Origin of the sequence: Limnohabitans parvus II-B4 (assembly GCF_003063455.1) — a bacterium.
GTDB classification, from domain to species: Bacteria; Pseudomonadota; Gammaproteobacteria; order Burkholderiales; family Burkholderiaceae_C; genus Limnohabitans_A; species Limnohabitans_A parvus.
On record NZ_NESN01000001.1, the window covers coordinates 739,691 to 752,790 of the forward strand.

The window sequence follows — 13,100 nt, forward strand, 5'->3', positions numbered from 1 at the left end:
GTGTGCCTTTGTAACGATCCGGCTATTTTAGAGTCTTGCCCGGAGACCCTGCTCCGGGCTGGCCAGTCAGCGGGCGATGCGGCCCACGACCCCTTGCACCAAGTAGTTCATGCCCAAAATTTGGGCGTCTGTCAGGGTCTGCCCAGCAGGCAAGACCAACTTGCCCTCGTTGTCGCTGATCGGGCCAGCAAAGGGCTGCAGCTTGCCTGTGCCCACTGCTTTTTGCTGGGTCAATATTTCAGCCTGCACGGCCTTGGGCACCTTGGGGCCGAAGTCACCCACCCGGATCATGCCGTCCTTCACCCCGCCCCATACGCTGCCCGATTTCCACTGACCGGCCAATGCGGCCTTGACGCGGGCCGTGTAGTAATCGCCCCACTGGTGTGTCACCGCGATGATTTGGGCATCCGGTCCAATCTTGCGCATGTCAGAGTGGTATGCCACAGCCATCTTGCCGCGCTCTTGAGCAGCGGCCATCACAGCGGTCGATCCGGTGTGAAAAGCAATCACGTCCACATCTTGGTTGAACAAGGCCATGGCCGCTTCACGCTCTTTCGGTGGGTCAAACCAGGCGTTGAGCCAGACCACCTTGACAGTGGCTTTGGGGTTGACTGAGCGCATGCCCAGCGTGAAGGCGTTGATGCCTTGGAGGACTTCGGGAATCGGAAAGCCCGCCACATAACCCGCCACATTCGTTTGCGTCATGCGCCCGGCCGCGATGCCCGCCAAATAGCGGCCCTCGTAATAGCGGGCATTGGAGGCCGCCACGTTGGGCGCGGTCTTGAAGCCGGTAACCGACTCGAACTTCACGTTGGGAAAGTCTTTGGCCACCCGCAGCGTGGGCTCCATGTAGCCAAAACTGGGCGTGAAGATGATCTGATGGCCTTGGCCAGCGAGGTCGCGGATCACGCGCTCGGCGTCAGCGCCCTCGGGCACATCGGCCACAAAGGTGGTCTTGACCTGATCGCCCAGAGCTTTTTCGACAGCCTTGCGGCCCTCGTCATGTTGACGCGTCCAGCCCGCTTCGGTGATGGGCGAGACATAGACAAAACCGGCCTTGAGGGGCTCGGTGGCTGGTTTGGGGTTTTGCGCCTGAGCGGCAGGAAGAAAAAAGCAGGCGGCCACGAGCGTGGCTGCGAGGTTTTTATACATGGTAGTCCTCTACATGGCCCCGGTGATACACAAAACGAAACCCGCCGGGGCAGCGGGCTTCGGGGACGAGATTTTAGCAAGAGTGCCGAGGTCGTCAGTCCTGTTCAGAAAACCCCTGAAAGCACCCTTTGAGTTCATGCATCCAATGGTGCTTTTGCTCATCCGTCGCAAAGCTCGCTTCGATGCTGTTGGCCGCCAGCCTGTAGGCCTGCTGGGCATTCAGGTGCAGGGCTGCGAAGGTCTGCAGGTAGTTGTCATTCAGATAGCCCCCAAAATACGCCGGATCGTCCGAGTTGATCGTGACGCACAGACCCGCGTCCAGCATCTGGCCTAGGTTGTGATCGGTCAGGCTTTTGAACACACAGAGCTTGAGGTTGGACAGCGGACAGACCGTGAGTGGCATCTGGCTGTCGGCCAAGCGCTTCATCAGGGCCGCATCGTGAATGGCTTGCACGCCATGGTCGATGCGCTCCACTTTCAGGACATCGAGGGCGCTCCAGATGTACGCTGGCGGCCCCTCCTCTCCCGCATGGGCCACCACGTGCAGGCCCAGCTCGCGGGCACGCGCAAACACGCGGGCAAACTTCTCGGGCGGATGCCCCACTTCGCTCGAATCCAAGCCGACACCGATGAACTGGTCGCGCCAAGGCATGGCCTCTTCCAATGTGGCCAAGGCATCGTCTTCGGACAAGTGGCGCAAGAAACACAAAATCAGATCGGCGCTGATGCCCAGCTGCGACTGCGCATCGCGGCAGGCACGTTGCAGCCCTTCGATGACCGCACCCATGGCCACGCCGCGGGCGGTGTGGGTTTGCGGGTCAAAAAACAATTCGGCACGCACCACATGGTCTGCAGCGGCTTTTTCAAAATAGGCCCAGGCCATGTCGTAAAAGTCCTGCTCGTGCAGCAGCACGCTGGCCCCGGCGTAATACAAGTCCAGAAAACTTTGCAGGTTGGTGAAGGCGTAGGCGCTGCGCAGCGCCTCGACATCGGCATAAGGCAGAGTGACGCCGTTGCGCTTGGCCAAGGCAAAAATCAGTTCGGGTTCGAGCGAACCTTCGATGTGGATGTGCAGCTCGGCCTTGGGCATGCGCTTGAGCAAGGTGGGCAAGCGTTGTGGGTCGATGGCATGGACTTTGAACATGAGCGGCCTCCAAGTGAACAGGCATCCATGTTAAGCGCAAGCACCCCACCACAGCGCCCCAGCGTCATCAGCGGCACAAAAATCGTCCCGCTCCAGCCCCTTGAACCTGGCCATAGGCGAAAGCCCACTCGCCATTGACCATGACCCGCTCGATGCCTTCGCACATTTGCCGGGGGTTTTCGTAAGTGGCTTTGTCCTGAATGCGAGCGGGGTCCAGCAACACCAAATCGGCAAACGCCCCCTCACGCAGCAAACCTCGATCGTGCAGGCCAAACCGCTGAGCAGACAGGCCTGTCATCTTGTGGATCGCCTCGGGCAAGCTGAACAGTTTTTCATCACGGCAGTAATGCCCCAAAACACGTGCAAAAGCGCCCCACAGGCGCGGGTGCGGGCGTTCGTCGTGCGGCAAACCGTCGGACCCGATCATGCTCATGGGGTGAGCCAGCACACGGCGCACATCGTCTTCGCGCATCTGGAAATAGCAGGCCCCACCGGGCATCAACCGCCTGCAGGCCTGCAACTGGTCTGTGCCCCACTCTTGGGCAATGTCCGCCAGATAACGGCCTGCCATTTCCGGATGGGTGTCGCTGCGGGTGATCAGGATGTCAATGACCCCGTCCACCAGGTCCTCGCGCAGCAGGGTCGAGCCTGCGCTGTAAGGGTACACATCGGTGCCCACGCTTTGGCGTTGGCTCAGGCGCTCCAGCAAGGCCAGGGTTTCGATCGTGCGCCCCCAGTTGCGGGGGCCTGCGCATTTGTGGTGCGACATGATCCAGGTGGCTGCGCCCGATTGCGCCGTGTCGGCCGCTTCCTGCATGGCATTCAAGATGTCGTCCATCTCGCTGCGGATGTGCGTCACATACACGCCGCCATGGCGGCCGACCACACGCGTCAAGGCTTGCATTTCTGCCATATCAGCGGCAAAGGCCTGCTGGTAAAAAAGCCCTGAAGACAAGCCCAAAGCCCCGTGGGCCAAAGCATCGTCCAGCAAAGCGGCCATGTCTCGGGTTTCCTCAGGTGTTGCCGCCCGAGTGAGGTCTTGCATGACCTTGGCGCGCAAGGTGGTGTGACCGATCAAGGCCCCGACATTGACCGCAGGCGGGTTGTCCGCAATGGCTTGGGCGTAATCGTTCAGATGTGCAAAGCGGAACTCGGACGTGTGCAGCAAATCCAGCGGCGACCCCGGTGCATCACTGACCAATGGCACCAGCGACAAGCCACAGTTGCCCGTGATGACCGTGGTCACCCCTTGTGACAATTTGGGCAGCATGCCCGGGTCGCGCAGGACGATGGCATCGTCATGGGTGTGCACGTCGATGAAGCCCGGCGCGACGGTCAAGCCACCCGCGTCAAGCACCTCGTCGGCAGCAACCGCCAGGTTTTCGCCAATGGCGGCAATGCGGTCACCGCGCACCCAGACATCGGCGGTCCGTGCAGGTGCGCCTGTGCCATCGACCAATTGCGTGTTGCGCAACAAAAGTGTCTTCATGCTTGGGCATCTTTCTCAACACTGGACCAGGCCCAGTCCACAGTGGGGTGTTGGTCCACATCCTGACCATGGGCCTGCAACACCGACTTGAACTGTGCCAAGTGCCTGGCGGCATCCGGCCCCAAGGCTTGCAGCACCAGCACCATCAGCAACTCGATGACCAGCAAATGGGCGATGTAAGCCTCTGTCCCCACACGCATCACGGCATCGGGCGGAACACTGACCCCAATCACCACATCGGCCATCTGGGCCAAAGCCGTATCGGGCTGCGTGATGGCGATGACTTTGGCGCCTTGTGATCGGGCAAACCCCACCGCTTCGAGCATGAACGGCATGCGCCCCACATGCGAGATCGCGACGGCGACACCCGAAGGGCCCAAGGTGGCGGCCGAGATGAGTTGCTGATGCGCGTCGTGCACCGCATGCGCATGCCGCCCCAGTCGAAACAAGCGGCCTTGCAAGTCACTGGCCATGAAAGCGGAGGTGGCCCCCACCGAATAACAGTCAATCCGCTCGGCGCTCGCCAAAAGCTTGGCGGCCTTTTCGAGGATCAGCGGGTCCAGCTGCTGTTGCAAGGCCGTGATGGACGCGGCCGCACCGCTGAGGATTTTGTGCACGATGTCGGTGGTGCTGTCGTGCATCGTGACCGAGCTGTGCACTGGTGCATGGCGCGCCAGGTCTTGCGCCAAAGCCAGCTTGAATTCACGCACCCCCTCAAAACCCAGTTGACGCGCTGTGCGCATGATGGTGGGCATCGACACTTGGGCCTGTCGGGCCAGGGCGTCCACACTCAATGACAAAGCACCCTCCGGATCCTGAAGCAAGGCCGCAATCACTTGCTGCTGAGCGCGGGGCAAGCCCGGTGCGGCCGTCTGCAATCGCTGCAGCAAAGAGGGGTGGTGCTCAGTCATGGCGAACGGTTTTCAAAAGTTCACCGACACCGCATCCACCACGCGGTAAGCATCGTCCACCACCGGCATCCAGCGCCATTTATCAAAAGTGGTGCAAGGGTGCGAAATGCCGCAACCGACCAATTGCCCCACCACCGGATGCTGGTCTTCGGGCGCCTGCGCATCAAAGCGCAAATAGGCGTGCTGATCGTTCAGCGCAGTCACAGCCCAATGGGCAGGCACACCCCGGGTTTGGGCATCGCCCACCTGAGCCCGCCATTCGGGCACCGGCATGTCCAGGTCGTACGACACATCGCGCTTGCCCATTGACAAAATGGCCAGCCCCGGCTCAGGGCAAGACTGGACCACGCTGACCAGCTCAATGGCGGGGCGCAAGGTCTCGCGCAAATTCAGGCGCTCTGCAACACACTTCAAATGCTGGCGGTACTGCACATGGTCATGCGTGAGGTAACAGCCCGAGCGCAAAATGCCCCGCACAGGTCGGCTCAAGTGGGGGGTCAAATGTTCCGCCACCAGGTCGAAGATGGCCGAGCCACCCGCCGTGATCAGCACCTCGTCCGTTTCAAAGCAATCGTCGGCTTCGCAGGCAGTCGCCATTTTCTGCACGCGTGCCATCAAGGCGGCCACGCTGGCGCGGTCATGCTCGTGGTGGCAAGTGGCCAAAGCGCCTTCATAGCACTCGATGCCCGCCAATTGCACGGCCGGGCTGCGGCGGATGGCCTGCGCCAGTGCAAGTGCTTCCTGGTGGTCACGGCAACCTGTTCGCTTGCCCTCAAGGCCCAGCTCCACGAGCACGGTGAACACCGTGCTGGACTGCCGCTGAACACGCCACGCTTCGATCAAACGCAATTGGGCCAGCGAGTCGACCAAAAAATAAACCTGCAAACCTGCATGCGCTTGCAGCAAAGCCGACAGGCTGTCCAGGTCCACCGCCTGCAGCACCTGGTTGGCGATGATGATGCGGCGCACACCGTGGCGCGCACCCAAGGCCGCCTGAAAAACCGTGGCAAAACTGATGCCCCAGGCGCCAGCCGCCAGCTGGCGGGCATACAGCTCTGGCGACATGGTGGTCTTGCCATGCGGTGCGATGTCCAACCCACGCGTGCGGCAAAAATCCTGCATCCAGTCCAGGTTGTGCTGCAGCGCAGAGTCCTTGAGCACGGCCAGCGGAAATGGCAAATCGCCCCGCAGCAATTGCCAACCCTGCAGACCGGCGTCTTTCAGATTAATCGGGTCAAGGTGCGGTGGATAGCCTTTGAAGGCTGGGTTCAGTTGCATGGCTCAGTTCAATTCTTCATGTCGCCAGCAGGCCACCAGGCGGCCTGCTGTGGTGGGGGTGAGTTCGGGCACGGTGTCGGCACAGGCGGCCACCGCATGGGGGCAACGGGTGCGAAACACACAACCGGACGGTGGGTTCAAAGGGCTGGGTGGATCGCCCTGCAACTCAACCCGGGGGGCCGCTTGCGCGGGATCGGGAATGGGCGCGGCCGACAGCAAGGCGCGCGTGTACGGGTGCGCGGGCGATGCAAACAGGTCTGTGGTCGGTGCGATCTCCATCACACGCCCCAGGTACAGCACCACCACACGGTCGCACAGGTACTGAACCACATCCAGGTCGTGCGAGATGAACAGCAGCGTCAATCCCAACTGATCGCGCAAGCTGATCAGCAAATTGACAATTTGCGCCTGAATCGACATGTCCAACGCCGACAGCGGCTCGTCGGCCACGATGAAACGGGGCTCCGCCGCCAAGGCCCTGGCGATGCCCAGGCGCTGCTTTTGTCCGCCTGAAAATTCGTGTGCAAAACGGCTCGCGTGCTCCGGCTTGAGCCCCACCAGCTGCAGCAACTGCGCAATGCGCGGGGCACGCGCAGCACCCCCATGCAGGGCGTGCGTGCTGAGCACTTCGTCCAGCATGTCGCCAGCACGTTGACGGGGGTTCAGACTGGGGTCCTGGAACACCATTTGGACTTCACGCCGCAAAGGACGCATTTGCGAGGTGCTCAGGCCCACAAGCTCACGCCCATCCAGCTGCACAGACCCTTGAGTGACCGCAATCAGCTGCAACACCGCACGGCCCAAGGTGCTTTTGCCCGAGCCGGATTCACCCACCAGCCCCAGGGTTTCGCCGTGGGCAATGTCAAAACTCACCCCGCGCACCGCACGCACCCGCTGCGCCCCACGGCCAAACTCGACCGACAAGTCCTCAATCTTCAGCATGGGCTTCATGACTGCTGCTCCAGATGGCACGCGCGGGCATGGGCCGCATCGCCTTGCCAAACGGGGGCATGCAGACTGCAAAGGGGCAGCCTGTATGCGCAGCGCTCGGCAAAACTGCAGCCTGCGCCCAAGCGGTCCATTGCCGGGGCCTGGCCCGGAATGTCCTGCAAGGCCATGCGACGCCCCTCCTGCAATGACCGCTGCCTGGCGCGACCAGGCAGACACGCCAGCAGACCTTGTGTGTAGGGGTGAGCAGGCTGCGCAAACAAGGCATGCACATCCGCCTGCTCGACCACCTGACCGGCATACATCACCGCCACACGTTCAGCGTGGTGCGCCACCACGCCCAGGTTGTGGGTGATGAACAGCATGCTCATGCCGGTGTCGCGCTGCAAACGCGACATCAAGGCCAAAATCTGCGCCTGAATGGTCACATCGAGTGCCGTCGTCGGCTCGTCGGCAATCAAGACCTGTGGCTCGCAAACCATGGCCATGGCGATCATCACGCGCTGGCGCATGCCACCGGACAACTGGTGCGGGTACTCGTCCAGCCGCTGGCGCGCAGCAGGAATCTCCACCTGCTCCAGCGCCTGCAAAGCGCGCAGGCGTGCAGCGCGCTTGTCCAAGCCCCAATGCAGGCGAACCGACTCGGCAATTTGTTCACCCACCGTCAGCACCGGGTTCAGACAAGTCATGGGCTCCTGAAAAATCATGGCCATCTGGTGCCCGCGCCATTGGCGCATCTCGGCCTCGCTCAGTTGCAGCACATCGCGTGTCTGCCCAGCAGCATCGGTGAACAAGGCTTGCCCACCACATTGCCAGCGGGCATTGCGTGCCAGCAAACGCATGAGGCTGAGCGCCGTGAGCGATTTGCCGCTGCCCGACTCACCCACCAGCGCCAGCGTTTGTCCAGCATGCAAATCAAAACTCACCCCGCGCACCAGAGGCACCGCACCCTCGCGCTGCACCAGGGTGGTGGTCAAATCGCGCACCTGCAAGCGTGGCACAGCAGATGCGGCTTCGGGGGCGTTCATGGCGTGCCTTTCAAACGGGGATCGAGCAAATCACGCACACCATCGCCCAGCAACTGCAAAGACAAAGCGGTCAAAACAATCGCCATGCCGGGGTAAAAAAGTGTCCAGACGGCCCGATCGGCATGCTGGGTGCTGGCCGCCACCATGGTGCCCCAGGTGGGGATTTCTGCCCCCACCCCGACGCCCAAAAAGGACAAGCCCGCCTCGGCCAGCAAGGCATAGGCAAAGATGAAACTCAGCTGCACCAGAATCGGCGACATCAGGTTGGGCAGGATGTGCACGCGCAGCAGCCTGGGGGTGCTCACGCCCACGGCACGGGCCGCCTCGACATAGGGCAGCTCGCGAATCACCAAGGTGCAAGCGCGCACCACCCGGGCCACACGCGGCGTGTACACCAAGGTCAGCGCCAGCACCACATTGACCGGGCTGGCCCCCAAAATCGACACCAGCGCAATGCCCAGCAAGATGTCCGGAAAAGCCATCATGGCATCCACACAGCGCATCAGCACGGCATCGAGATGCTTGAAGAACCCCGCCAGCAAACCCAGCAAGGTGCCCAGCACCACCGACAAAAAGGCGGTGCCTGCACCAATGGCCAGTGAATAACGCGCCCCGTAGAAAATCCGACTGGTGATGTCACGGCCCAATTCGTCGGTGCCGCTCCAGTAGGTCCAGCTGGGGGCCTTCAGGCGCATGCTGACTTTCATGGCCATGGGCTCATGCGGCAAAAGCCACTGCCCGGCCACCGCCATGAACAGCATCAAGCCCAGCAGCAGCACGGCCAGCAGCACCACCCGGCGGGCAAACAACAGCGACAAGGTGCGACGCCACTCAAGCATGACGCACCCTAGGGTCCACAAAAACATACATGACATCGATCACAAAGTTGATGATGACGTACACCCCGGCAATCGCCAGCAAGGCCCCCTGAATCACCGGGTAATCACGGCGCAACACCGCACGCACCACCAGATTGCCCAAGCCCGGCAGGTTGAACACCGTCTCGGTCACCACGGCCCCACCGATCATCAAGGCCAGCGTCAGCCCCAGCACCGTCAGGATGGGCACCAGGGCGTTGAGCAAAGCGTGCTTGAGCACCACCACACTTTCAGACAAGCCTTTGGAACGCGCCGTGCGGATGTAGTCTTCGCTCAGGATGTCCAGCATGGATGCGCGGGTGAACCGGATGATCAAGGCCGAATTGAGTGTGCCCAGCACCAAGGCAGGCAGCATCAAATGGTGGATGCGCGTGGCCCAACCCGCCCCAGGGTCGCCATACCCTGACACCGGAAACCAGCCTGCGCCCACCGCCAGCAACTGGATGACCATCAAGCCCATCCAGAAACTGGGCATGCTCGCCCCCAGCATGGCCAGCGTGCTCACGCATTGGTCAATCCAGCGCCCACGCCACACGGCCGACACAATGCCGCAAGGCACGCCGATCAGCATGGCCAAGCTCACCGACAGGAAAGCCAGACAAGCCGTGGGCTCGACACGCTCCCACAGCACTTGCGTGACCGGCATTTGCAAAAAGATCGATTGCCCCAGATTGCCTTGGAGCACCTCACCCAGCCACAGCATGAATTGGCTGACCAGTGGTTGATCGAGTCCGTAGCGCTGGCGTGCCTGTGCAATGTCCTCCAGCGAAGCCTGGTCGCCCAGCAACACCGCAATGGGGTCGCCAGCGGCCAGCCGCGTGAGCAGGAACACCAACACAGACACCAGGGACAGCACCGCCAGCATGCCGCCCAAGCGGCCCAGCAAAGTGCGCCCCAGGCTGGCCCAGGACATGCGGGACATCGATCAGTTCCTGCGGTTTATTTGGCCAGGCCCGTGTTCCAGAAGAACGGCCAGGTCGACGGGGTGTAGCCCTCCAGCTTGCTGGAGCGTGCCGACAAACTGCTGAACTTGCCCACGTTGATGTAAGGCACTTCGGTGTACACCACTTGCTGCACGGCATTCCACAGCTGGGCACGCTTGGCCGGATCGGTCTGGTGGTTGAAGTCACCCAGCGCCTTGGCCTTGGCCGGAGAACTCCACCAGCCTGGTGCGCCCTCACCCAACTGCGGTGGCGAGAGCATGGGCTCGGGGAACTGGCCCGAATGGGTCATGTAGATGTCCCACACCTTCGAATCACCACGGCGTTGCACCAAAGTGGCCCAGTCCACCACTTGCATCTCGGGCTTGAAACCGGCGGCCCGCAACTGCTCGGCCATGACCTGCACCATGGTGTGGTGAAACTCGTATTGGCGGCTGGTCAACAGGCGGATGGTCTCGCCCTTGTAACCGGCTTTATCGGCCATGTCCTTGGCGCGCTTGGCGTCCTGCTTGTTGTATTGGTCAGTGCCTGCGGTCGAGTAAAACGGTGTGCCCTGTGGGAAGTGGTTGCCCTCCACCGTGAAGAACCGCTTGTCGCCATAGGCCGCTGTCAGCATTTCACCTTCGCCAATGGCGATCTGGATCGCCTGGCGAATGCCCTGGTTGGCCAGCACGCCTTCCTTGGTGTTGAACACCATGTAAGGAAAGCCGAACGAAGGTGTGACGATCGGCACCACCGAGGGGCCTGCTTTTTCCACACGGGCCAAGGCCTCGGTCGGCAGTTGATCGGCAAAGTGGAACTGCCCAGCCAAAGCACCTTCCACACGCGTATTGGCATTGGGCACGGGTGTAAAACGCAGCTCGTCCAGCAAGGCTTCACGCTTGCCGCCATAACCGTTGGGGGCCTCGCTGCGAGCGCTGTAGCCCTCAAAGCGGGACAGGACCACATACTGGTCGGGACGGCGCTCTTTGAATTTGTAGGGGCCCGTGCCCACAAACGAGACCAGCGGCGTGGCAATGCTCTCTTTGGCCATGATCACCGCCATGCCAGAAGGCAGCGCCAGCTGGGCCAGCAAAGAAGCGCTGGGTGCGCTGAACTTCCACTCGATGGCGTGGCTGCCTTTGGCTTCCAGACTCACGGTGTCTTTGGCCACCGATTTGCCGCGCGGTGCCATCTCCATCCAGCGCTTGAGGGAGGCCACCACATCTTGCGCGTCCAGGTCACGGCCACTGTGCAGCTTGACGCCTTTGCGGATGTTGATGGCATAGGTCAAACCGTCTGCCGAAACCTTGGGCATGCCGTCGGCCAACATGGGCGTGGCGTGCCATTTGCTGTCAAAGGTGTAGAGCGTCTCGTACACGTGCTGCATGATCGTGCCCACCAGATCCGCCGTCGAAGCCATCGGGTCCAAGCTTTGCGGTTCACCGATCATGGCCAAGTTGGCCGCCCCCCCTTTGGGCGGTGCAGCGAAAGAGGCAAAAGGCAGTGCAGCCAAGAGCAGAGTCAGCAGGTGTCGACGAGGCAAACGCAGCATGGAGGTCTCCTAGAAGTGGGGGGAAGAAAATGTAAATTTTTTACATTTTTGACTATAAATGAATTTGGGTCGCGGATGAAACAGGGTTTTCCTGTAAATAAATGTTGAATAATGTCTTTTCTTTTTTCAAAAACCGATACGGAGACAACACATGACCGTCGAAATGCTGGGGGCCTCCCCCATCGCGTCAGATCGCCTGGCCCGCCCCCTTTCCCCCGCCACACGCGCTGGCGATTTCGTTTTTGTGTCAGGTCAGGTGCCCACCAACGACCAGGGCGAAGTGGTGTCCGGTGGCATTGAGGCCCAGACACGCCAGGTCTTTGTCCGCATCCAGCAAGCGCTGGCCTTGGCGGGGTGCACCTTGAACGATGTTTGCAAAGTCAGCGTCTGGCTCGACGATGCGCGTGACTTCGGCAGTTTCAACCGCGTCTATATGGAGTGCTTTGGCGAACATCGGCCTGCACGCTCCACGGTGGAGTCCCGGTTGATGATCGATGCCAAAGTCGAAATCGACGTCACGGCCTACAAGCCACGCTGAACAAGCCCGGACGTGAAAAAGGCTGCAAGGGCTAAAGCCCTTGCAGCCTTTTTTCATGTGGACCACTGCATGCAGACTGCACGCAGGGGCCCGCCCCTCAGGCGATCACTTGCCTGGAATCTTGCCTTCCACGCCCTTGACGTAGAACATCACGCCGCCCAGGAACTTGTCGTCAGCGACAGCGTCTTTGGCCAGCACTTCTTTACCAGCTTGGTCCTTGATGGGGCCTTTCCAGATGGTGAAGCTGCCGTCTTTCAGACCAGCCTTGATCTCGTCGATCTTTTTCTTGGTGTCTTCGGGCACGTCAGCGGCCACGTTGACCATGTCGATCGCGCCTTCTTTCACGCCCCACCAGCTTTGACCGGTGCTCCACTTGCCTTCCAGGGCTTCACCCACGGCCTTGACGTAGTAAGGACCCCAGTTGATCACGGCCGAACCCAAGTGAGCCTTAGGGCCGTAGGCGGTCATGTCGGAGTCCCAACCAAAGGCGCGCTTGCCCAATTTTTCGGCGGTCTGCAGCACAGCCGACGAGTCGGTGTTTTGCATCAGCACGTCAGCGCCGCCGTTGATCAGCGATGTCGCGGCTTCGGTTTCTTTCGGTGGGTTGAACCACTCATTGACCCACACCACTTTGGTCTTGACCTTGGGGTTGACCGACTGGGCACCCATGGTGAAGCTGTTGATGTTGCGCACCACTTCAGGGATGGCGATCGAGGCCACCACACCCAGGGTGTTGGTCTTGGTCATCTTGCCTGCGATCACGCCAGCCATGTACGCGCCTTCGTAGGTGCGGCTGTCGTAAGTGCGCATGTTGTCGGCGGTTTTGTAGCCGGTGGCGTGCTCAAACTTCACATCTTTGCTGTCGGCGGCCACTTTGAGCATGGGCTCCATGTACCCGAAGGTGGTGCCAAAAATCAGCTTGTTGCCTTGGCCCACCATGTCGCGGATCACGCGCTCAGCGTCAGCGCTTTCTGGCACTTTTTCGACGAATGTGGTGACCACTTTGTCGCCAAAGGCTTTTTCGACTTCCTTGCGACCGTTGTCGTGCGCAAAGGTCCAACCGCCGTCGCCCACAGGGCCGACATAGGCAAACGCGATCTTCAGGGGCTCGGCCTTGGCCGCAGCGGGGGCTTCAGCCTTAGGGGCTTCTTCTTTTTTGCCACAGCCAACCAGTGCGGCAGCGGCCACAGCGGTCAGGGCCACCATCTTGACGATGGAGCGCTTGGAGATGTCTGTCATGTCAGGTCCTTTTGAACAGG

General features: G+C 61.1%; 12 protein-coding genes. 1 reads left to right on the forward strand and 11 read right to left on the reverse strand.

Translation table 11 applies throughout. The features are described 5' to 3' along the window. Nucleotides 1–66: 66 nt before the first annotated feature. The 10 genes from B9Z37_RS03405 to B9Z37_RS03450 form a co-directional block, all read right to left on the reverse strand. Nucleotides 67–1,152, reverse strand: coding sequence for a BMP family ABC transporter substrate-binding protein (locus B9Z37_RS03405; RefSeq protein ID WP_108311597.1), 1,086 nt, complete (start codon nt 1,150–1,152; stop codon nt 67–69). 94 nt (nt 1,153–1,246) lie between these two features. Continuing rightward, nucleotides 1,247–2,296 carry an adenosine deaminase gene (locus B9Z37_RS03410; RefSeq protein WP_108311598.1) on the reverse strand — a complete coding sequence of 350 codons (1,050 nt, stop codon included), beginning with the start codon at nt 2,294–2,296 and terminating at the stop codon, nt 1,247–1,249. Between the two features lie 67 nt (nt 2,297–2,363). Beyond that, a complete protein-coding gene (locus B9Z37_RS03415; protein ID WP_108311599.1) occupies nt 2,364–3,785 on the reverse strand; it encodes an N-acyl-D-amino-acid deacylase family protein in 1,422 nt (473 codons plus the stop codon). Next, on the reverse strand, nt 3,782–4,696 hold the full coding sequence (locus tag B9Z37_RS03420) for a MurR/RpiR family transcriptional regulator (RefSeq protein ID WP_108311600.1): 915 nt from the start codon (nt 4,694–4,696) through the stop codon (nt 3,782–3,784). The genes B9Z37_RS03415 and B9Z37_RS03420 overlap by 4 nt, the downstream gene beginning before the upstream one ends. 12 nt (nt 4,697–4,708) lie before the next feature. Next, complete coding sequence (locus B9Z37_RS03425; RefSeq protein WP_108311601.1) at nt 4,709–5,974, reverse strand: amino acid deaminase; 1,266 nt, start codon at nt 5,972–5,974, stop codon at nt 4,709–4,711. Between the two features lie 3 nt (nt 5,975–5,977). Beyond that, nucleotides 5,978–6,925 (reverse strand): ABC transporter ATP-binding protein, encoded by a 948-nt coding sequence (locus B9Z37_RS03430; protein ID WP_108311602.1) that lies wholly within the window; start codon nt 6,923–6,925, stop codon nt 5,978–5,980. After that, on the reverse strand, nt 6,922–7,950 hold the full coding sequence (locus B9Z37_RS03435; protein ID WP_108311603.1) for an ABC transporter ATP-binding protein: 1,029 nt from the start codon (nt 7,948–7,950) through the stop codon (nt 6,922–6,924). Before B9Z37_RS03435 ends, B9Z37_RS03430 begins: the two co-directional genes overlap by 4 nt. Continuing rightward, complete coding sequence (locus B9Z37_RS03440; RefSeq protein ID WP_108311604.1) at nt 7,947–8,789, reverse strand: ABC transporter permease; 843 nt, start codon at nt 8,787–8,789, stop codon at nt 7,947–7,949. The genes B9Z37_RS03435 and B9Z37_RS03440 overlap by 4 nt, the downstream gene beginning before the upstream one ends. Then, a complete protein-coding gene (locus B9Z37_RS03445; protein ID WP_108311605.1) occupies nt 8,782–9,741 on the reverse strand; it encodes an ABC transporter permease in 960 nt (319 codons plus the stop codon). Before B9Z37_RS03445 ends, B9Z37_RS03440 begins: the two co-directional genes overlap by 8 nt. 26 nt (nt 9,742–9,767) lie before the next feature. Beyond that, a complete protein-coding gene (locus B9Z37_RS03450; RefSeq protein WP_108311606.1) occupies nt 9,768–11,303 on the reverse strand; it encodes an ABC transporter substrate-binding protein in 1,536 nt (511 codons plus the stop codon). 151 nt (nt 11,304–11,454) lie between these two features. On the opposite strand from B9Z37_RS03450, the gene B9Z37_RS03455 reads away from it, so the two are divergent. Then, entirely contained in the window at nt 11,455–11,841 is a 387-nt protein-coding gene (locus B9Z37_RS03455; RefSeq protein ID WP_108311607.1) for a RidA family protein, read from the forward strand. 105 nt (nt 11,842–11,946) lie between these two features. Here B9Z37_RS03455 and B9Z37_RS03460 read toward each other — a convergent pair whose 3' ends face one another. Next, nucleotides 11,947–13,080, reverse strand: a complete 1,134-nt coding sequence (locus B9Z37_RS03460; RefSeq protein WP_108311608.1) for a BMP family ABC transporter substrate-binding protein — start codon at nt 13,078–13,080, stop codon at nt 11,947–11,949. Nucleotides 13,081–13,100 lie beyond the last annotated feature (20 nt).